Raw genomic sequence first — 18,830 nt, forward strand, 5'->3', positions numbered from 1 at the left:
ACGGCACAGCCCGTCCGAAAGGAAAACAAGACATCATGCGTTACAAGGGATCACAGATAGCGATGGCCATCGCAGCCGTCGGTGTCATCACCGCTGCGACCACCGCCTGCGGTGACAGCGGTTCGAGCTCGGGGGACTTCCTGGGCTTCTCATCGCCGGTCATGGCGCAGGAAGGCCAGAAGTTCATCGCGCAGGGCCTCGAGTCGGCGACAGCTGATCTGGGATGGCAGACCCAGGTGTACGACGCCAACCTGTCGACCGATACCCAGGTCTCGAACATTCAGACCATGGTCGATCGTCCGGTGACGGCGATCGCGGCCTGGGCACTCGACGAAGGGGCGATCAGTGGCGCCTACGCGCGGGCTGAGTCGGCTGACATCCCTGTCGTCGGGGTGAACTCCGGCGGCGAGGGCGTCGACACGATCGTCTGGACCGAGGCGACAACGTGCGAGGACGGCGGCGTGGTCGCGCAGGTGGCTCAGCTGTTCGCGGACGCCAAGCCAGGGGGAAACATCGCGATCATGTCGGGCCCGCCGGCGCCTTCGATCGTCTCGATGACCGAATGCTTCAGTAACGCCGCCAAGGCACTGGGGCTCAATATCATCGCTCAACAGGACAACACCGCAGACACCAGCGCCGGCGCGTCCACGCTGGCACAGGACATGCTCTCGGCCAACCCGAACATCGAAGGGTTCTGGGCGTACAACGACGCCACGGCGCTGGGAATCGCCTCGGTGCTCCAGTCGTCGGGCAAGACCGCGTACACCGCTGACAACCCGTCGGGCATCGTCGTCACCGGAAGCAACGGTGACACCTCCGCCATCACGGCGGTCCGCAATGGAACCATCACTGCAACAGTCGAAACCGACCCGGTGTGCACCGGATACACCATCGTGGCGGCCACCCGCGACGCAGCCGAGGGCAAAACGCAGGCGGAGTACGTCGTCAAGAGCAACATCGTCGACTCGCAAACCGTCGCCGACTACGTATCGCCCGAGGATCGCACCTGTTCCTTCGACGACCTCCCGCTGGTCAAGTAATCACCCGACCCGAACGCGAAAGGCATCTCATGCGTGACGTACAACTGGCCGAACCCGACGGCAAACAGATCGAAGTCGGCGGCCATTCCATCCACTACATCGACATCGGCAGCGGTTCACCGACGGTCTTCCTCCACGGCGGAGGCCCGGGATGTTCGAGCTGGACCGACTTCGGAACCGTCGCAGGTATCTTCGCCGACAGCCGTCGCCTGATCCTCATGGACATGCTGCAGTACGGCCGCTCGAGCAAGGAACCGTTCACCGCTCCACGTTGGAGCTACCACGCACAGGTGATCGCCAAGGCGCTGGACGCGATCGGGATCGAGAAGGCCGACTTCGTCTGCAATTCCATCGGTGGCGCCACCGCGCTGGCGCTGGCCGCGGAGCGCCCCGACCTGGTCGGCAAGCTCGTCGTCACCGGTAGCGAACCCGTACCGGGAGCGGTTCCGCTCACCCCGGAGTTGGGTGTCGAAGGCAAGACCGCCTGGACCCGGTATTACGCCGACGAGGGTCCGACGCACGAGAAGTTGTACGACATCATGGCCGATCTCGAATGGCTTGGTGGTGAGGATATCCCACAGTGGACGTTCGACCTGCGGTGGGAACTGAGTCGCCACGACGATCTGATCGCGCTCGGCCCCGACTGGAGTCCGGGTGGTGGCCGCGGGATCCCGCAGGACCTCTCTGATCATCTCGCACTGGTTCAGGCACCCACACTGTTTCTCTGGGGCGATAGTGACGCGTTCGCCGTGCCCGAATACGCACTGGCACTGAAGCATCGGGTGGCCGGATCATCCCTGCACGTGATGGGCGGCGGCGCGCATCACATGGAAGAACAGCAGCCCGCCGAGTTCGCGGCGATCGTCAACGCGTTCCTCGACCACTGATCCACTTGAACGGAGCACTCGCATGACACAGGACATCAACGACCGGTTGACCGAGTTGGTCAACTGGGAAGACGGGCTGATCGGCCCGGAGATCTTCATCGACGATGAGATCTACCGCAAAGAACTCGAGCAGGTCTTCGGGCGGGCATGGATCTTCATCGCCCACGATTCGATGGTCGCCAAGCCGGGGGACTTCTTCAACACGTACATGGGTGGCGACCCTGTAATCGCGATCCGCCAGAAGGACAACAGTGTTCGGGTCTTCCTGAACGCCTGCCGCCATCGCGGAATGAAGATCTGCCGGGCCGAGGACGGCAACGCCAAGAACTTCATGTGCACCTATCACGGCTGGACGTACAACACCGCCGGTGAGTTGATCAACGTCCCCAACCTGGACACCGCGTACTTCAACGAGCTGGACCAGGAGCGTTGGGGCCTGGTCGAAGTGGCCCAGATCGCGCAGTACAAGGGACTGTGGTTCGCCACTTTTGATGCCGCGGCACCGCCGCTCGAGGACTTCCTCGGCGACATGACCTATTACATCGACAGCTGGGTCGACCGCACACCTGGCGGAATCGAGATCCTGCCCGGCGTCATCAAGTGGACGATCCACGGCAATTGGAAGATGGGTGCCGAACAGTTCGGTGGCGACGGCTACCACGCCGTCATCACGCATGCCTCGTCGTTGGGTACCTTCGATCCCGGATTCCTCAAGGACATCAAAGGTATCGAGTTCGCATCACGCCAGGGCCATGGCTATTCGATGATCTTCGACCGGATGACCCGTTTCGCCGACGATCCGCTGGGTCGCTACAACGAGTCCCAGGTTCCGGACCGTCTGGAGCGGCTCGGTGATGCCCGAGCGAACACGGTCGGTAATTTCACGGTGTTCCCCAATCTGTCCGGACTCCCGGGCTCGGCAAACTTGCGCATGTGGCACCCGAAGGGTCCCAACGAGTTCGAGATCTGGTCGTGGACCGTTGTCGACAAAGACGCCCCGGATGCCGTCAAGCGGGCGCAGCGCACCTCCGCAGCGTTCACCGAAGGTGCCGCCGGTGTCGTGGAGACCGACGACGGTGAGAACTGGGACCTGATCGGGCAGATGCTCGAGCGCGGTGTCCAGACCCGCAAGATGGCGTGGAACTACCAGATGGGTCACGGTCACGAGACCGACAACGATCCGGTGTACCCGGGACGGGTGTTGCGTAACTACTTCGGTGAGGGCCCGCAGCGCGGTTTCTATCGCCGCTGGCTCGAGTTCATGACGTCGGAGGAGTGGCCGATCGCCCCGGCAACCGAACCCGAACGTACCGAGCACGAAGCAATTTCGATGAAGGCCCCGGCGGGCGCCCGGGCGATCGCGGCGATGAAGGGAGCGATCAATGCTGACAACGGGTGAACAAATCGGTCGTGGCCGTAATGCCCCGATGTTCCGGTCGATGGGTAAGGCGCCGGTGACACTGGAGGAGCAGTTCGCGATCGAACAGTTCCTGTACGCCGAGGCCGAACTGCTCGATGACTGGCAGTGGCGGACGTGGTTCGAACTGTTTTCCGACGACGCGCACTACCGGATGCCGATCCGACGAAATCGCCTACGGCGCCAGCGCAAGGTCGACGAGGCCGACGATCTGAACGGCCTCGAGGTCTGTCATTTCGATGACGACAAGGCGTCGCTCGACATGCGGATTCAGCAGCTCGAGACCGGTATGCACTGGGCCGAGGATCCGCCGTCGCGGTCCCGGCATCTCGTGACCAACGTCCGGGTACAGCGGGCCGAGGTCGAGGGGGAGTACGACATCCGGTCGAACTTCTTCGTCTACCGCAACCGCCTCGAGGCCGAGGTGGACCTGTGGGCCGGCGAGCGCCGCGATGTATTGCGGGTGGCCGGAGACAGCTTCCAGATCGCCGACCGCATCATCCTGCTTGACCAGAACCTGATTCTTGCCAAGAATCTCAGCGTGTTCTTCTGACACCAGGAGTCGTCGACGATGCCGAATATGAAGTCATTTGTGATAGTTGGCGCCGGTATGGCCGGCGCCAAGGCCGCTGAATCATTGCGGAACAAAGGGTTTGACGACCGTATCTTTCTGGTCGGGGACGAGGGGCGGCTTCCTTACGAGCGGCCGCCCCTGTCCAAGGAATGCCTGATCGGATCGAAACCTCTCGACGTCACCACGATTCGCGAGTGGGACACCTGGATGGAACTCGCCGTCCACCTGGTCCTCAATGATCCGGTCGCCACCCTCGATACTTTCGGTGGCGCCGTCCGGCTCGCCAGCGGTATCGAGATCAAGGCGGATAAGGTCCTCCTCGCCACCGGCGGCCGGGCCAACGTGATGGATGTGGCGGGCGCCGATCTGCCCGGGATCCACACGCTGCGGACGGCGGAGGACTCCGACGCACTGGGTGACCGGCTCCGCCGCGGTCGAGCCAAGGTCGCGGTCATCGGCGGTGGCCTGCTGGCCGTCGAAGTTGCTTCGGCGGCAGCGACTCTGGGTAACGATGTGACCTGGATGGTCCGGTCACGTCATCCCCTGACGGCAGCAGTGGGCGCCCATGCGGCCGACACTCTGGCGAGTCGATACTCGACGTCGGATCTCACGATCATGACCGGCGTCTCGGTGGCCGGATTCGAGGGGCGTGACAAGGTGCAGGGTGTCGCCCTGGACGACGGCCGCATCATCGAGGCGGACATCGTGCTGGTGGCCATCGGGCAGAGCCCGTCGGTCGGCTACCTCGAGCGGTCGGTGTTCGACACCAGGCATGGCGTGCAGGTCGATTCCCGTTTGGAGACAAAGGTTCCCGGAGTCTTCGCGGCGGGTGACCTGGCGAGCTTCGACGATCCGTTCATCGGTGGTCGGGTGCGCCACGGCACCTGGCTGAACGCGCAGCAGCAGGGTGACTACGTCGCCGGGGCGATGATGGGTGAACCGGAACCGTTCCGCAGTGTTCCTTGGTACTGGTCGGATCATCACGATCTGAACGTGCAGGTCGTCGGCCGCATCGACGAGACGGCAGACATCGTCACACGGCTCCATTCGGACGACTCGGTGAGCTTCTTCTATCTGTCTGGCAGCAGCATCGTCGGTGCTGTGGGAATCAACGCCAACCGCGATATTCGCGGTGCGATGTTGCTGATGGAGAAGGGCACGCCGATCGATGCCGAGGCGTTGCAGGACATTACGACCGACGTCCGCAAGATCGGGGCGAAGGTGGCGGCGCCGTGACCGTCGAAACGGTTCGTGATCTGCTCGTCGACCCGCGATACCAGCGCAGCATCACCACCCCCGAGATGGAGGTGGGCTACGTCGACCGGGGATCCGGGCCGATCCTGATGATGGTGCAGGCCTGGGGTCCCCGACCAGGCAGCACCGCCTCCCTGGTCTACAGCAAGGTCTTCGAGATGTTGGAGTCCCGGTTCCGTTGTATCGCTGTCGATCTGCCCAACTACGGGCTGACCGGTCCGGTCGAGTACCACGAACCGGTCCACGACGTAGCAGTGCGGGGCGTGCTGGCGGTGATGGATCACCTGCGGATCGACAAGGCGCCGATCGTCGGCAGCTCGATGGGCGCGACGACGGCGATCGACCTCGCACTGGCGAATCCGGAGCGGGTCGAGTCACTGTTGATCGGTGCCTGTCATGCGTCGACCGGCGGGGATCCGTATCTGATCACACCGTTCCCCTCGGAGGTGTTCCGGCTGTTCGGCGAGCTCGACGAGGCGCCGGACGACGAGGACCGACTGCGGCGGTTCCTGCGGGCGCTCTGGTACGACGAGTCGCTGGTGACCGACGACCTGGTGGCGGCGATGCAGGCGATGCGCACCGACCACGCCGATCACGGCGAGGCCGACCGGCAGTCGGTCAGCGTCCCGCACAGCAACATGGCGGCGCTGGCGGAGCTGGCGATGCCCGTCACGGTGGTGCACGGTCGATCCGATCGCATGGTGCCGTTCGAACAGGCACTGGCGATCGGTTCGTACATCCCGCACGCCGACGTGCGGCTCCTGGGGCAGTGCGGACACTGGCCGTCCTACGAGCGGCCGGATGCGTTCGTCGATGCGGTCTTGTCATCGGTGCAGGTCTGATCGATATCGGCGTGACCGTGACGCTCGTGAGCGAGAACTCAGTCATGAGCTGAGCGAACGATAGCGTGTCGCCTTAAACTTGGGACTTCAGCAGTTTGCGCGCCGATTCGGCGATACCCGACGATGTGTGGCCCGAATGATGTTCTGCCGACCAGCCCGCGGCAGGCATCGGGCGCGAACATCTGTTGCCGTACGTGATCGAAGGATCACGGCGGCGGGCGAAGAGTCAGTAACGGGAGTGCCCAATGGAACCCAGTCCGATCCGGACGAGCAATTCGATCGCGTGGGCGGGGGAGCGTACCAACACGAAAGGTGCTCGATCCAGGTACGCCGCGTTGATGAAACTGTCGGCATCGCTCGTCGATGTCAATGATCTGGCCGAACTCGGGGAAGCGTACTTCGGGCAGATCGGTGCTGTGATGGACCTGCCGATGCAGGCCATCTATCTCTTCGAGGCCGGGACACCGAACCCGCAGTGGTACGACTCGCGAAACGTGAGCGACCGGTTCATGACCACCTATGAGCAGTGTGGACGTCAGGTCGACGACGAGTTGCGCAGAGCCTTGTTGACTGCGGTTCCGGTGTACAACCTCGCCGAACGCACGGTGGCGCAGTGGCGCGAGACCGAGGTCTACCAGCGCGTGGATCGCCTCGAGAACATGCTGCACGTCCTCAAGGCGCCAGTTGTCGTCGGCGGCAACATCATCGGCACCATCGACTTCGCATCCGACTCGCTCGGCACCGAGGTCGGCGAGATCGACATGGATCTGATGTCGGCCATCGCCGATGTCGTGGGTGGTGCGGTGACGAACCTGCGTCGCCGCCAGGATCTGCAGCAGCAGGTCGAGGTCTCCCAGTTGGCGCTGCAGACGAGTTCTGCTGCAGTGGTATACTTTTCGGCCAAATCCAACGACCCGAACCTGACGCCCTCGGCGACGGAACTCCTCGGCGACCTGCAGGAGGGCAGCGACATTCTGTACCGGATCCTGCGTGATGTCGGAGTGGCGACATCGGTTGTCCATCGGTCCTATCTTGTGCGGATGACGAGTGGTGCAAAGGACGTTCTGGAGTGCACCGTCCGACCGGTGCCGGGTCAGCCCGGTGCGCAGGTCCTCGAACTCGAACTCGAGGCTGCCCGCACGAAATACAGGAGCCCGCGGCTGCTGACCCTCTCGACCCGGGAGTATGACGTGGCGGGTCTGGTCGCGGCCGGATTCACCGACCGCGATATCGCCGACGAGCTGGTCCTGAGCCTGCACACCGTGCGCCAGCACGTGAAGAACATCTACTCCAAACTCGACATCAGCAGCCGAGTCCAGTTGACGAGGGTATACCACGGTATGACGCCGCGGTCTGTGTCCGCCCGCGCCTGATCTACCCACTTTCAAAAGCCGTCCACGACCCGATCTGCCCGGTTCCAACCGGACGGGTCGAGTCGGCGCGAACCCATCCGACCAGTCGTATTCAACCAACCGCAAAGGACTTTCGTGTCGGTGCAGACCACCACGACCGCAGCATTGCCCGGTCCGATGATGATCTTCGTGTTGGCGTTCATGTCGGCAGTCAGCCCGTTCTCAACGGACATGTACTTGCCGGCCTTCCCGGTGATGGCGGATGAATTCGGAGCCACGACATCACAAGTCCAGTTGACCCTCACTGCGTTTCTCATCGGACTGGCGTTCGGTCAGTTGGTGATTGGGGTTCTGTCCGATCGGTTCGGCCGACGGATACCCATGCTTGTGGGGGCCGTTGCATGTTCGATTGCCAGCGCAATGTGTGCGATCGCACCCACCATCGACTTCCTGACCGCTTCGCGCTTCGCTCAAGGCTTCGCAGGTTCTGCCGGCATTGTGTTGGCCCGCGCAGTGGTCTCGGACCGCGCGAATGGCATCGCAGCGGCCCGCCTGTTCACCGCGATGATGGCCATCGGATCGATCGCGCCGGTCATTGGCCCAGTAGTCGGAGGGCTGATCGTCGTCGGCTCCGGATGGCGGACGGTCTTCTGGACGCTGGCTGCCTTCAACTTGGTGATGATGCTCGGTGCAGTGCTATTCGTCCCGGAGTCTCTACCGAAAGATCGGCGCCAGCGGAGCGGTGCGCGGTCACTGATGGCCAGTGCTCGAGGCGTACTCGGGAATCGCCACTACGTTGGATACACCCTGACTCTGGCATTCGCGTTCATGGTGCTGTTCGGCTTCATCTCGGCGTCGCCCTTCGTCTTGCAGAACATCATGGGCTTGTCCACGACCGCCTACTCCGCGGCGTTCGCCACGATCTGTGCATCGATCGCCATCTGCAGTGCGGTCTCAATGCGTCTGGTCGCGAAATACTCTCCACTGCAGGTACTTCGAGGTGGGGTGATCTCACTTGTCGGCCTGACACTCGCACTCCTGCTCGCCACCACAGTTGGTGGTGTGCCGCGATGGCCGACTCTGCTGCTCATGTTGTTGATCGTCGGGAGTCTGGGCTTTGTTTTCGGCAATGCAATCGCGTTGGCGAGCGCACAGGTGCGTCACGCTGCAGGCATCGGCTCCGCGGTCCTCGGGGCTACGCAGTTCACTTTCGGAGCAATAGCTTCTCCACTCGTCGGTCTCGGAGGCGACGACGCCGCATCACCGATGGGTTTCACACTGTTCGTCGCCGCAGTACTTTCCGGACTTGCGCTATTCACAACGCCACGAAAGGCCGAACGCCACACTGCATGAACTGTTCTCGGGCCAGGTCGCTGCGCTGGTTGGACTGTTCCAATGCCATTTCCGTGGCGGTTGACACCACCCATCACTGGGCGAATCCGGGTACTGCATCGTCTGTCCGGTTCCCGGGCCGACCATGACCGTGAGGCGATGAGCGCAGCGCTGATGTGCATATTTCTAAACACGTGTCACCCATGGGTGAACGTCACAATCAAACGTTGATGATGGATGGATTGCAAATAGTGGGCGGCGGGAGTGTGATCACAAATTGTATGGTCGCAAGATTGTGCCAAGTATGGGCGTTGAGAGGATCTGCGGCGGTGAGGACCGATGGGTAGTCTCGACGAACTCAGCCGACCGCTTCGGCCTCCGAGACCTCGCCCGTCCGGATCGGGCAGCGGGTATGGGAGTAGATCGTCGGCATGCACAGATTGCAGTGCACGCACTTGGACACCGTGGTCGGATCGGCTTCGATACGCAACGGGAGGTCGGGTTCACGTAGCAGCGCACGCCCCATGGCGACGAAGTCGAATCCCTCGGCCAGCGCGAGATCCATCGACGCGCGGTCGGTGATACCGCCCAACAGGATCAGCGGCATCGACACGGCCTCACGCAACTGCCTCGACAACGGCAACAAGTAGGCCGGCTCGTAGTCGTACTTCTTCAGGAACACCGGTGCAACCGCCTTGATGCCCCAGCGCATCACGCCGCGGAAGGCGTCGGAGAACTCTTTGCGCGGAACGTCGCCGTGGAACAGGTACATCGGGTTCAGCAAGGAACTGCCCGCAGTGGGTTCGATCGCATCGAGGTACCCGTCGGCCTCGAACATCCGGCCGACCTCGCAGGCCTCGTCGATACCGAAGGAACCGGGGAACCCGTCATACATGCTGAGTTTTGCCCAGATCGCGATGTCGTCACCGACCTCGTCGCGGGCGGCTTCGCTGATCTCGCGGCAGAAACGGGCCCGGTTGACCAGTGATCCGCCGTATTCATCGCGGCGGCGGTTCAGGAGTGGGCTCAGGAAACAACTGGCCAGGTAATTGTGGCCGAAATGGAGTTCGAGTCCGTCGAAACCGCTGTCGACCGCGAGCCGGGCGGCCCGCCGGTACTTCAGCAGCGAGTCGGCGATGTCGTCGGTGTTCAGCCGCTTGCACAACGCCATCCCCATCGGGGCCGGGATACGGGACGGCGCATGGGCACGGGCCTGGTTGGAGACGGAGTTCGCAACCGGACCGGCGTGGCCGAGCTGAGCTGCGGCGAGCGCACCTTCGGCGTGTATCGCATCGGTCAGGTCGATCAGGCCGGGGACCGCTTCTGGGCGCATCCAGATCTGATGCCGGTCGGTGCGCCCCTCCGGCGAGATCGCGCAGTAGGCGACGGTGTTCATCGCGACACCGCCGGCGGCGACCTCTCGATGGAACTCGATGAGTTCAGGTGTCACCAGGGCATCCGGTGTGGCCCCCTCGAACGTGGCGCATTTGATGAGTCTGTTGCGGAGTCTGAGCGGACCGAGCGACGCGGGAGCAAACGGTGTGGGCTGCACTTCGCCGACGATATCCCTCATCCGGACCGCAAACAAGAACATGTTCTAGTTCTGTTCACCCGGTGGTTCAATCCACCCAACTCTGGGTAACGAATAGAGATCATCACGAGATGTCGGTCGGGACCGAACACAGAGGAATGTGGCATGACAGCGCAGCAGACGCGGCCGCCTGAACCAGGCGGTCGCGAGACCGACGACGGGCTCGAAGAGCTGCCGGCGGACCCGGACGCCCAGGAGTTCGCGGATCGCGGAGGTGACTACGCCGCCCTGATGTCGCCGCCGGAGCGGTGGCTCTGGATCCCGGCCGGGTGATCGCCGGTCGGCAGTTTGTCATCGCTCGCCCGGGGCCGCGCAGCGGCTAGGGGGTATCTGTCAGCGTGCCGAAGTGCGGAGACGTAGTGTAGAGCGCGTGGCTGAACACTTTGACACAGTTGTCCTTGGCGGAGGCCCAGGAGGTTACGTCGCCGCGATCCGGTCGGCGCAACTCGGGGCTAAAACCGCAGTAATCGAAGAGAAGTACTGGGGCGGTGTCTGCCTGAACGTGGGCTGCATCCCGTCCAAGGCGTTGCTGCGCAACGCCGAGCTGGCGCATATCTTCAACCATCAGGCGAAGACCTTCGGCATGTCGGGGGATGTGACCTTCGATTTCGGGGCCGCGTTCGATCGCAGCCGCCAGGTCGCCGACCGGATGGTCAAAGGTGTCCATTTCCTGATGAAGAAGAACAAGATCACGGAGATCGACGGATATGGTCAGTTCACCGACTCCAAGACCATCGCCGTCGGCGATCGGGAGATCACGTTCGACAACGCGATCATCAGTACCGGTTCTGTGGTCCGGCTTCTGCCCGGCGTCGAACTGTCCGACAACGTCGTGACATACGAGGATCAGATCCTCACCCGCGAACTCCCCGGCTCGATCGTGATCGTCGGCGCCGGTGCCATCGGCATGGAGTTCGGCTACGTGCTTGCCAACTACGGAGTCGACGTCACCATTGTCGAGTTCCTCGACCGCGTGCTTCCGAACGAAGACGTCGACGCGTCGAAGGAGCTGACCAAGGCCTACAAGAAGCTCGGCATCAAGATCCTCACCTCCACCAAGGTGCAGACGATCGATGACCAGGGCTCGAAGGTGGTGGTCTCGTATGAGGATGCCAAGGGCAACCCCGGTGAACTCTCGGTCGACAAGGTCCTGATGTCTGTGGGCTTTGCACCACGTGTCGAAGGCTTCGGCCTCGACAAGACCGGCGTCGAGCTGACCGATCGCGGTGCCATCGCCATCGACGGTCACATGCGCACCAACGTCGACGGCATCTACGCCATCGGTGACGTGACCGCCAAGCTGATGCTCGCGCACGTCGCCGAAGCTCAGGGTGTCATCGCGGCCGAGACCATCGGCGGCGCCGAGACGATGATCATCGACGACTACCGGATGATGCCGCGGGCAACGTTCTGTCAGCCGCAGGTCGCGTCGTTCGGGCTGACCGAGGAACAGGCCAAGGCCGAAGGCTACGACGTGAAGGCAACCACCTTCCCGTTCTCCGCCAACGGCAAGGCCCACGGACTCGGCGAGCCCGGCGGCTTCGTCAAGCTGATCACCGACACCACGAACGATGAACTGCTCGGTGGACACCTCGTCGGCGACAACGTGTCCGAGATGCTGCCCGAGCTGACGCTGGCACAGAAGTGGGATCTCACGGCCAAGGAACTGGCCCGCAACGTCCACACGCATCCGACGATGAGTGAGGCCATGCAGGAGACCTTCCATGGCGCCATCGGTCACATGATCAACCTCTAGTGCCCCAGGTTCTCGATGAATGATGAAGGGCCCGGCGATAATTCGCCTGGCCCTTCATTCATTTCCCGGCTCTGGACTCCTCCGGGACCGCTGGATGTGCGGGCGACGCTTGGTCTGCATCGTCGGGGGAGCGGCGATCCGGCCACCCGATTTGCACCGAACGGATCGATCTGGCGTGCGGTGTACACCCCCGATGGTCCGGGGACGATGGCCTTTTCGCGTCAAGGCGACGACGTGCTGGGGCGGGCGTGGGGTCCGGGTGGGCCGTGGCTGCTCGAACAGATGCCGAAAATGCTGGGCAGTGACGACAATCCGGACGAGTTCGTGGCCCACCACGACGTCATCGCCAGACTTGCCAAGCAGGGGCGAGGACTTCGCATCGGCCGCACCGACCGGGTCTGGGAAGCGTTGGTGGCCGCGGTCCTCGAGCAGAAGGTGACCGGCGCCGAGGCCTGGCGGGCGTGGCGGTACCTGGTGAACAAATACGGTGAGCCCGCGCCTGGCGCGCCGAGCATGAAGGTGCCGCCACCGCAACAGGTGTGGTGCGAGATACCACAATGGGAATGGCATGCCAGTGGGGCCGAACCGCCTCGGCGGCGCACGATCGTCGCCGCTGCCGGCTACGACGTCGAACGCAAGGCTGATCGGCTGCATCTGCTGCGGGGCATCGGGCCTTGGACGGCAGCGCATGCGCGGATCCGCGCTGTGGGTGATGCCGATGCCGTACCGGTGGGGGACTTCCACATTCCGTCGATGGTGGGCGGCACACTCATCGGCCGCCGCGTCGACGATGCGGGGATGCTGGAGCTGCTGGAACCCTATGCCGGACATCGGTATCGGGTGATCAGGTTGATCGAGCTGTACATGCAGATGCCCGCCCGCCGCGCACCGCGCATGCCCACCCGCGACTATCGCAGCTTCTGACCGCCCGCCCCACCCCGACCCCGTCGAGCGTGCCGAACCGACCGTCGACCGTGCCGAACCGACCGTCGACCGTGCCGACGTTGTCATCGGTACGCGCCGCGATCGCGTAGGTGGCGGTCGATTTCGCTCAGGAGGTCTTCGGGTTCATCTTTCATTCGTTCGCCGTTGACACGCACCATGATCCAGCCCAATCGCTGTAACTTTGCATCTCTCGCCGCGTCGCGTGCCATCTGATCAGCCGAATCATGGAAGTCGGCGCCGTCGAACTCGATCCCGATTTTGAAGCGGCGATAGCCGAGGTCAATCCTGGCGAACTCGTAGCCGCTCTCGTCCGTCACCCAGATCTGAGATTCCGGACGCGGTAGTTCGGCATCGACGATGAGCAGCCGAAGCCAGCTTTCGGGTGGAGACTCGGATGTCGGATCGATATGGGGCACCAACTCGCGGATCTGCCGGATACCCCGCATATCGGGGTTACCGACGATGTAGCGCCACAACACCCGCAGATCGAGACCAGTGGCGTTGATGAGGTCGTCGAGATGACCCAGCGCGCGCCATCGTGGAGGTCGACGGCCGAGGTCGTAGGCCGTACGGACCGCCGTCGTCACGCGGCGCCCGTCGATGATCGTGACGTCATCGGGTGCCAAGTCCGCTCGGACAACCCGAATTCCGCCGCGGCACCGACCCTGTCCGGTTGGATGACGACTGATTTCGATCGGGGAATCATCGTCGTACCAGGACAATCCGTGGAGGAATGCCGCCGACAATCCCGACAGCGCTGCACTGGGTCCCGCTCGCAGCAAGGCGGCGTCGATCAAATCGAGTGGGCCCAGCGTCTTGGTCGAGCTGACCAGGACTCCCCGATGCATCCGGCGGAAGTTCCTTTCCATCATCCGGCGGGTGATGCCCTCGGGGCGTGGGGCGTCAGGGCCCCAGAACGGTGTGTCGCCAAGTGTCATACCAAGGTGGACGTTGGTGAGCGAACTGCGGTTCCGGCGGGCTCGTGCCTGTGGATGATTCGCCCGGACAAGCGTCTGGTCCGTGGATAACTGCCCGCTCGGAGCGAGTTTCGGCACGGTCGGCGGTTCGTTCGGCACGCTCGACGGTGGGGGCTGCTGGTCAGGCGCCACTGCGCGGGATGTCAGGGTGACAGGGCACGATGGGGACATGACGACTGGAACGATCGCCACCCGCGAGCAGGCTCAGGGCATTCTCGAGCAACTGGCAGGTCCCGGCGCCACGCTGCGCGACGACCAGTGGACGGCCATCGAGGCGTTGGTCGTCCAGCGTCGCCGGGCGTTGGTGGTGCAACGGACCGGTTGGGGCAAGTCGGCGGTGTACTTCATCGCCGCCAAGCTCCTGCGAGCGCAGGGACGCGGCGCCACCGTCATCGTGTCGCCGTTGCTCGCGTTGATGCGTAACCAGGTTGCCTCCGCCGAAAGGGCAGGGGTGAAGGCCGCGACGATCAACTCCGGCAACGTCACGGAGTGGGATGACATCCACCAGCGGGTGTCCGATGGTGATCTCGATGTCTTGCTGGTCAGTCCGGAGCGCCTCAACAACCCGGACTTCCGTGACAACGTCTTGCCCGCCCTCGCCGCCGACGCCGGTCTGGTGGTGGTCGATGAGGCGCACTGTGTATCGGACTGGGGCCATGACTTCCGCCCCGACTACCGCCGAATCCGGACGCTGGTCGCCGAACTCGGGACCGACGTTCCGGTGCTCGCCACCACCGCGACCGCCAACGATCGTGTTGTCGACGACGTTGCGGCGCAACTCGGGGTCGGTGGCGGCGACACACTCGTGTTGCGTGGTGGGCTCGACCGCGAGTCGTTGCACCTGTCCGTGGTCAAGGTCCCCACCTCCGCTGAACGGGTCGCATGGCTTGCGGCCCATATCGGTTCCATCGACGGGTCGGGCATCATATACACCCTCACCGTGTCGGCCGCGCGCGATGTCGCAACCCTGCTCACCGAGCTCGGGCACCAGGTCGCGGCGTACACCGGCGCCACCGATTCGGGCGAACGCGAGCAACTCGAAGCCGATCTGATGGCCAACCGGGTCAAGGCACTGGTCGCCACCTCCGCGCTGGGGATGGGTTTCGACAAGCCCGACCTCGGCTTTGTCATCCACCTCGGAGCCCCGTCGTCGCCGATCGCCTACTACCAGCAGGTCGGACGTGCCGGCCGCTCGACGGCCAGCGCCGAGGTGATCCTGTTGCCGGGCAGCGAAGACCAGGAGATCTGGCGCTATTTCGCGTCGGTGGCATTTCCGCCGGAAGCGTTGGTGCGCAGGGTGATCGACGTCCTCGATTTCGATCGGGCCCAGTCCACCCAGGCGCTCGAGCCACTTGTCGACCTCGGTCGCTCCCGGTTGGAGATGGTTCTGAAGGTTCTCGACGTCGACGGTGCGGTCCGACGGGTGAAAGGCGGCTGGATCGGCACCGGCCAGCCCTGGGAGTACGACGAGGCGCGCTACGAGAAGCTGGAGTCGGCCAGGAAAGCCGAGCAGCAGGCGATGCTCGACTATCAGAACACCCCGAACTGCCGGATGGTCTTTCTGCGTTCCCAGCTGGACGATCCCGATCTGATCGTCGACAGCAAGTGTGGCCGATGCGACAACTGTGCGGGCCAACGCTATTCGCCGTCGGTTGACGGCAAGTCGCTGGACGCGGCACGGGAACAGTTGCAGCGTCCGGGTGTTGAACTGGCACCCCGCAAGCAGTGGCCGACCGGGATGAAGAAGTTGGGCGTCGAACTGTCGGGCAAGATCGCGGACGGGCCGGCGACAGGCCGCGTGATCGGTCGACTCAGCGATCTCGGATGGGGGACCCGCCTGCGTCGGTTGCTCGATGAACCGGACGCCCCGGCTCCCGACGAGGTCGTGCGCGCGGCCGTTGCGGTTCTTGCGGCCTGGTCGTGGCAGACGCGGCCGACCGCGATCATGGGCCTCGATTCGGAGACTCATCCGATCCTGATCGGGTCGATTGTCGACCGGCTGTCCGAGCTCGGACGTCTCACCAACCTCGGGATCCTTCGGTACTCGCCGGAACACCGCCCGGTGACGGCCGCGAACTCGGCGTACCGGGTTGCGGCCCTCACCAATTCGTGGATCGACCCCGACCCCGCCGTCGTCGCGGACCTCACCGGGCCGGTGCTCTTGATCGACGATCTCGCCGATACCGGGTGGACGCTGACATTGGCAGCGCGCCGACTACGTCACGCCGGAGTCGCAGAGGTGTTGCCGTTTGCGCTGGCGAGCACGAACTGAGGTGTATCACCGGTGATACAATCGGGTATGGAAAGCGTGACGGTCCGTGCGTTGCGAAACAACGGTGGTGAGGTCTTGGACAGGGTTGTGGCCGGCGAAAGTCTCGTGGTGACCAGGGACGGCAAGGAGGTCGCCGAATTGATTCCGCGACGCCGGCCGGCCGTGGCCACAGCGGAATTGATCGCGCGGCGCCGTAATCTGCCGCTGGTCGATCCCGAGAAGTTCCGACAGGACATCGACGACACCATCGATCCGTCGCTGTGAGCACAGCTGATCGCGGGTTGCTCGACACATCGACGGTGATTCTGCTCGGACGCCTCGTCGATGTCGAAGAACTGCCCGCGCACTGCGAGATCAGCACGATCACGCTCGCCGAGCTGTCAGTGGGTCCGCATGTCGCTACGACGTCGGCAGAACGATCTCGCCGTCAAGCTCATCTCCAGCAGGCCGAAGCCGACTTTGACGCCATCCCGTTTGACGACTCGTCCGCTCGGGCGTTTGGGCGGGTGGCGGCGTCGTTGCGCCACATCGGCCGAAAGCCCTCCGCACGAGCGTACGACGCGCTCATCGCCGCAACAGCGATTGCCCATGGATTGCCGCTGTTCACCTGCAACCCGAGCGATTTCGCGGGCATCGACGACTTGGATGTTCGTCCGGTGACGCACCCGGATCGTCGCTAGGGGACCTGATTCGCGGTTGAAGGCTCCTGATCCTGGATCCGGGCGAACGGTTTCGCCGACTCGAGCTCGAACGCCAGCTCGAGGAGTGTTCGTTCGTCGCCGTGGGCCGCGGAGAAGTGGACGCCGATCGGGAGTCCGGTACCGGTGCGTCCCATCGGCAATGACATCGCCGGACTGCCGGCGGCATTGTTCAGCGGTGTGAAGCTGACGTAGTTGACAAGCCGCGGGAACATCACGTCGAATCCGGCTGCGGGGGAGAGGAAACCGAGTTCGGGTGTGGTGTGCCCCAGCACGGGGGAGAGCGCCACGTCGACGTCGTCGAATGCTGCCCGATACTGCTTCTCGCTGCGTTTGAGACCGCGGATCGACACCGGCGTCAGCCACGGCTTTCTGAGGAAGTCGCGGGCCAGTCCCGCGGTGAGGGCATCGACCCGGGTCTTGTCGAATCTCTCACCGGTGACCTGTCTGCCAAAGTATTTGGTGGAGAACGCCATCAGCGTCCAGTAGTGCAGGAAGTCGCGGACGAAAGCCTGGTCGGTGGGGACCTCGAGTTCGGTGACGTGATGACCGAGTGAGGTCAGCAGCTCCGCGGTCTGCACAACGGCGGTCCTGGTTTCGGTATCGGTCGGATCTCCGACGATGGAATTGGTCACCAGGCCGATTCGCAGCCGACGGTCCGACGGTCCTTCAACTCGTCCTATCGGTGGCAATTGCTTTGCGGGCCGGTACTTCTCGATGGCAGCAACAAACGCCGCGGTGTCTCGCACCGTCCGCGTCAGCGCTCCGTTCGACACGATGTCGACGGGCATCTGATGCCCTTGCAGGGACTGGACCTCGCGTCCGCGGGTCATCTTCAGGCCGACGAGGCCGCAGGCTGCGGCGGGGATGCGGATCGAGCCGCCGCCGTCGTTGGCATGCGCGATCGGCACGACGCCCGCCGCCACCAGCGCTGCCGAACCGCCGGATGAAGCGCCGCTGGAGTAGCCGGTGTTCCAGGGGTTTCGGGTGGGTGGCAGCGTCTCGAACTCGGTGGTGGCGTTGAAGCCGAACTCCGGCAGGGAGGTCTTCCCGAGCACAGTCATGCCCGTCGACAAATATTGATCGGCGAAGGGTTCGTTGGTCTTCCTCGGAGTGGGCCGGACCGCCTGCGAACCGTATGCGGTTGGCAACCCGGCGACGTGGGTGTTGTCCTTGATGAAGGTGGGCACCCCGGCGAACGCGCCTGTGGTGGCAGCTTCCGACGCTGCGAGCGCGCGGTCATAATCCCGGACGACCAGCGCGTTGAGGTCGGCATCAACCTGCTCGGCTCGTGCGATGGCGGCTTCGGTGGCCTCGCGGGCGCTGATCTCACCAGCTGCGATGGCGGCTGCGAGTGAGGAGGCGTCGTGCTCGCCCAGTGCGTCGTCGGTGTACGCGTGGACGTGGGTGCGATCGGTCATGCGGCCACGGTACGGCAGAGAAATTGGTAAGACCACTTGACCTATTACCGCGCGCGGTCTTACCGTTGAACCATGCCGTTTCAGCCCATCGAACGCCGCAGCGTTCCCGAAGACGTCTTCGAGCAGATCGTCGAAGGTGTCCTCAGTGGTGATCTCCCGGCCGGGCAGTCGTTGCCCAGCGAACGCGAACTGGCCCGGGTGCTCGGCGTGTCGAGGCCCGCGGTGCGGGAGGCGCTGAAGCGGGTGGCCGCGGCCGGACTCGTCAGCATCCGACAGGGCGATGGCACCGTCGTTCGAGATGTACGAAGGTTCGGCGGCCTCGACCTGCTGCCCCGGCTACTCATCAGGAAAGGCGAGCTCGACGTCTCGGTGGCCCGCTCGGTCATCGAGGCCCGGGCGCACATCGGGCCGAAAGTGGCCGAACTGGCTGCGCTGCGCGCGTCCGGCGATCAGATCACTGCGCTGAACGATG

At 63.9% G+C, this 18,830-nt stretch carries 18 protein-coding genes; 15 read left to right on the forward strand and 3 right to left on the reverse strand.

What is annotated here, in order from left to right:
* Positions 1 to 35: 35 nt before the first annotated feature.
* From VIQ49_RS23390 to VIQ49_RS23425, 8 genes are all read left to right on the forward strand, one after another.
* The gene (locus VIQ49_RS23390) at positions 36 to 1,040 is read left to right on the forward strand and encodes a sugar ABC transporter substrate-binding protein (RefSeq protein ID WP_331888985.1); all 1,005 of its coding nucleotides are present in this window, start codon (positions 36 to 38) and stop codon (positions 1,038 to 1,040) included.
* 29 nt (positions 1,041 to 1,069) lie between these two features.
* Positions 1,070 to 1,927: an alpha/beta hydrolase gene (locus tag VIQ49_RS23395; protein ID WP_331888986.1), complete on the forward strand. Its 858-nt coding sequence runs from the start codon at positions 1,070 to 1,072 to the stop codon at positions 1,925 to 1,927.
* Between the two features lie 22 nt (positions 1,928 to 1,949).
* The gene (locus VIQ49_RS23400) at positions 1,950 to 3,326 is read left to right on the forward strand and encodes an aromatic ring-hydroxylating dioxygenase subunit alpha (RefSeq protein ID WP_331888987.1); all 1,377 of its coding nucleotides are present in this window, start codon (positions 1,950 to 1,952) and stop codon (positions 3,324 to 3,326) included.
* The gene (locus VIQ49_RS23405; protein WP_331888988.1) at positions 3,310 to 3,897 is read left to right on the forward strand and encodes a 3-phenylpropionate/cinnamic acid dioxygenase subunit beta; all 588 of its coding nucleotides are present in this window, start codon (positions 3,310 to 3,312) and stop codon (positions 3,895 to 3,897) included. The genes VIQ49_RS23400 and VIQ49_RS23405 overlap by 17 nt, the downstream gene beginning before the upstream one ends.
* Positions 3,898 to 3,915: 18 nt before the next feature.
* On the forward strand, positions 3,916 to 5,154 hold the full coding sequence (locus VIQ49_RS23410; RefSeq protein ID WP_331888989.1) for an NAD(P)/FAD-dependent oxidoreductase: 1,239 nt from the start codon (positions 3,916 to 3,918) through the stop codon (positions 5,152 to 5,154).
* Positions 5,151 to 6,014, forward strand: coding sequence for an alpha/beta hydrolase (locus VIQ49_RS23415; RefSeq protein ID WP_331888990.1), 864 nt, complete (start codon positions 5,151 to 5,153; stop codon positions 6,012 to 6,014). The genes VIQ49_RS23410 and VIQ49_RS23415 overlap by 4 nt, the downstream gene beginning before the upstream one ends.
* A gap of 245 nt (positions 6,015 to 6,259) precedes the next feature.
* Positions 6,260 to 7,387, forward strand: coding sequence for a LuxR C-terminal-related transcriptional regulator (locus VIQ49_RS23420; RefSeq protein WP_331888991.1), 1,128 nt, complete (start codon positions 6,260 to 6,262; stop codon positions 7,385 to 7,387).
* Between the two features lie 120 nt (positions 7,388 to 7,507).
* The gene (locus VIQ49_RS23425; RefSeq protein WP_331888992.1) at positions 7,508 to 8,719 is read left to right on the forward strand and encodes a multidrug effflux MFS transporter; all 1,212 of its coding nucleotides are present in this window, start codon (positions 7,508 to 7,510) and stop codon (positions 8,717 to 8,719) included.
* Between the two features lie 337 nt (positions 8,720 to 9,056).
* Here VIQ49_RS23425 and VIQ49_RS23430 read toward each other — a convergent pair whose 3' ends face one another.
* On the reverse strand, positions 9,057 to 10,271 hold the full coding sequence (locus VIQ49_RS23430) for an NADH:flavin oxidoreductase (protein ID WP_331888993.1): 1,215 nt from the start codon (positions 10,269 to 10,271) through the stop codon (positions 9,057 to 9,059).
* Positions 10,272 to 10,394: 123 nt separating this feature from the next.
* Between VIQ49_RS23430 and VIQ49_RS23435 the strand changes: the two genes are divergently transcribed.
* The 3 genes from VIQ49_RS23435 (at position 10,395) to VIQ49_RS23445 (ending at position 12,969) form a co-directional block, all read left to right on the forward strand.
* Positions 10,395 to 10,562, forward strand: a complete 168-nt coding sequence (locus VIQ49_RS23435; protein WP_331888994.1) for a hypothetical protein — start codon at positions 10,395 to 10,397, stop codon at positions 10,560 to 10,562.
* Between the two features lie 97 nt (positions 10,563 to 10,659).
* Complete coding sequence (lpdA, locus tag VIQ49_RS23440) at positions 10,660 to 12,045, forward strand: dihydrolipoyl dehydrogenase (protein WP_331888995.1); 1,386 nt, start codon at positions 10,660 to 10,662, stop codon at positions 12,043 to 12,045.
* A 15-nt stretch (positions 12,046 to 12,060) separates the two neighbouring features.
* Positions 12,061 to 12,969 carry a 3-methyladenine DNA glycosylase gene (locus VIQ49_RS23445; protein ID WP_331888996.1) on the forward strand — a complete coding sequence of 303 codons (909 nt, stop codon included), beginning with the start codon at positions 12,061 to 12,063 and terminating at the stop codon, positions 12,967 to 12,969.
* A gap of 83 nt (positions 12,970 to 13,052) precedes the next feature.
* Here the strand turns inward: VIQ49_RS23445 and VIQ49_RS23450 are convergent, their stop codons facing one another.
* Positions 13,053 to 13,928 carry a DUF559 domain-containing protein gene (locus VIQ49_RS23450; protein WP_331888997.1) on the reverse strand — a complete coding sequence of 292 codons (876 nt, stop codon included), beginning with the start codon at positions 13,926 to 13,928 and terminating at the stop codon, positions 13,053 to 13,055.
* A 223-nt stretch (positions 13,929 to 14,151) separates the two neighbouring features.
* Here VIQ49_RS23450 and VIQ49_RS23455 point away from each other — a divergent pair, with 223 nt between their 5' ends.
* From VIQ49_RS23455 to VIQ49_RS23465, 3 genes are read left to right on the forward strand one after another with little or no spacing between them, the layout of a single operon-like run.
* The gene (locus VIQ49_RS23455; protein ID WP_331889002.1) at positions 14,152 to 16,239 is read left to right on the forward strand and encodes a RecQ family ATP-dependent DNA helicase; all 2,088 of its coding nucleotides are present in this window, start codon (positions 14,152 to 14,154) and stop codon (positions 16,237 to 16,239) included.
* A 27-nt stretch (positions 16,240 to 16,266) separates the two neighbouring features.
* Positions 16,267 to 16,503, forward strand: a complete 237-nt coding sequence (locus tag VIQ49_RS23460; protein WP_331888998.1) for a type II toxin-antitoxin system prevent-host-death family antitoxin — start codon at positions 16,267 to 16,269, stop codon at positions 16,501 to 16,503.
* Positions 16,500 to 16,919: a type II toxin-antitoxin system VapC family toxin gene (locus VIQ49_RS23465; RefSeq protein ID WP_331888999.1), complete on the forward strand. Its 420-nt coding sequence runs from the start codon at positions 16,500 to 16,502 to the stop codon at positions 16,917 to 16,919. Before VIQ49_RS23460 ends, VIQ49_RS23465 begins: the two co-directional genes overlap by 4 nt.
* Here VIQ49_RS23465 and VIQ49_RS23470 read toward each other — a convergent pair.
* Positions 16,916 to 18,358 (reverse strand): amidase, encoded by a 1,443-nt coding sequence (locus tag VIQ49_RS23470; RefSeq protein WP_331889000.1) that lies wholly within the window; start codon positions 18,356 to 18,358, stop codon positions 16,916 to 16,918. The two genes, VIQ49_RS23465 and VIQ49_RS23470, sit on opposite strands and share 4 nt — an antisense overlap.
* 72 nt (positions 18,359 to 18,430) lie before the next feature.
* Here VIQ49_RS23470 and VIQ49_RS23475 point away from each other — a divergent pair.
* The coding region (locus VIQ49_RS23475; protein WP_331889001.1) for a FadR/GntR family transcriptional regulator at positions 18,431 to 18,830 on the forward strand (400 nt) is incomplete at its 3' end.

Source organism: Williamsia sp. (genome assembly GCF_036566845.1).
Taxonomy (GTDB): domain Bacteria; phylum Actinomycetota; class Actinomycetes; order Mycobacteriales; family Mycobacteriaceae; genus Williamsia.

What these genes read in the sequence shown, in the direction of transcription:
- VIQ49_RS23390 (WP_331888985.1), top strand. Translation starts at nt 36, where the DNA reads ATGCGTTACAAGGGATCACAGATAGCGATGGCCATCGCAGCCGTCGGT.
- VIQ49_RS23395 (WP_331888986.1), top strand. Translation starts at nt 1,070, where the DNA reads ATGCGTGACGTACAACTGGCCGAACCCGACGGCAAACAGATCGAAGTC.
- VIQ49_RS23400 (WP_331888987.1), top strand. Translation starts at nt 1,950, where the DNA reads ATGACACAGGACATCAACGACCGGTTGACCGAGTTGGTCAACTGGGAA.
- VIQ49_RS23405 (WP_331888988.1), top strand. Translation starts at nt 3,310, where the DNA reads ATGCTGACAACGGGTGAACAAATCGGTCGTGGCCGTAATGCCCCGATG.
- VIQ49_RS23410 (WP_331888989.1), top strand. Translation starts at nt 3,916, where the DNA reads ATGCCGAATATGAAGTCATTTGTGATAGTTGGCGCCGGTATGGCCGGC.
- VIQ49_RS23420 (WP_331888991.1), top strand. Translation starts at nt 6,260, where the DNA reads ATGGAACCCAGTCCGATCCGGACGAGCAATTCGATCGCGTGGGCGGGG.
- VIQ49_RS23430 (WP_331888993.1), bottom strand. Translation starts at nt 10,271, where the DNA reads ATGAGGGATATCGTCGGCGAAGTGCAGCCCACACCGTTTGCTCCCGCG.
- VIQ49_RS23435 (WP_331888994.1), top strand. Translation starts at nt 10,395, where the DNA reads ATGACAGCGCAGCAGACGCGGCCGCCTGAACCAGGCGGTCGCGAGACC.
- VIQ49_RS23445 (WP_331888996.1), top strand. Translation starts at nt 12,061, where the DNA reads ATGAATGATGAAGGGCCCGGCGATAATTCGCCTGGCCCTTCATTCATT.
- VIQ49_RS23450 (WP_331888997.1), bottom strand. Translation starts at nt 13,928, where the DNA reads ATGACACTTGGCGACACACCGTTCTGGGGCCCTGACGCCCCACGCCCC.
- VIQ49_RS23460 (WP_331888998.1), top strand. Translation starts at nt 16,267, where the DNA reads ATGGAAAGCGTGACGGTCCGTGCGTTGCGAAACAACGGTGGTGAGGTC.
- VIQ49_RS23470 (WP_331889000.1), bottom strand. Translation starts at nt 18,358, where the DNA reads ATGACCGATCGCACCCACGTCCACGCGTACACCGACGACGCACTGGGC.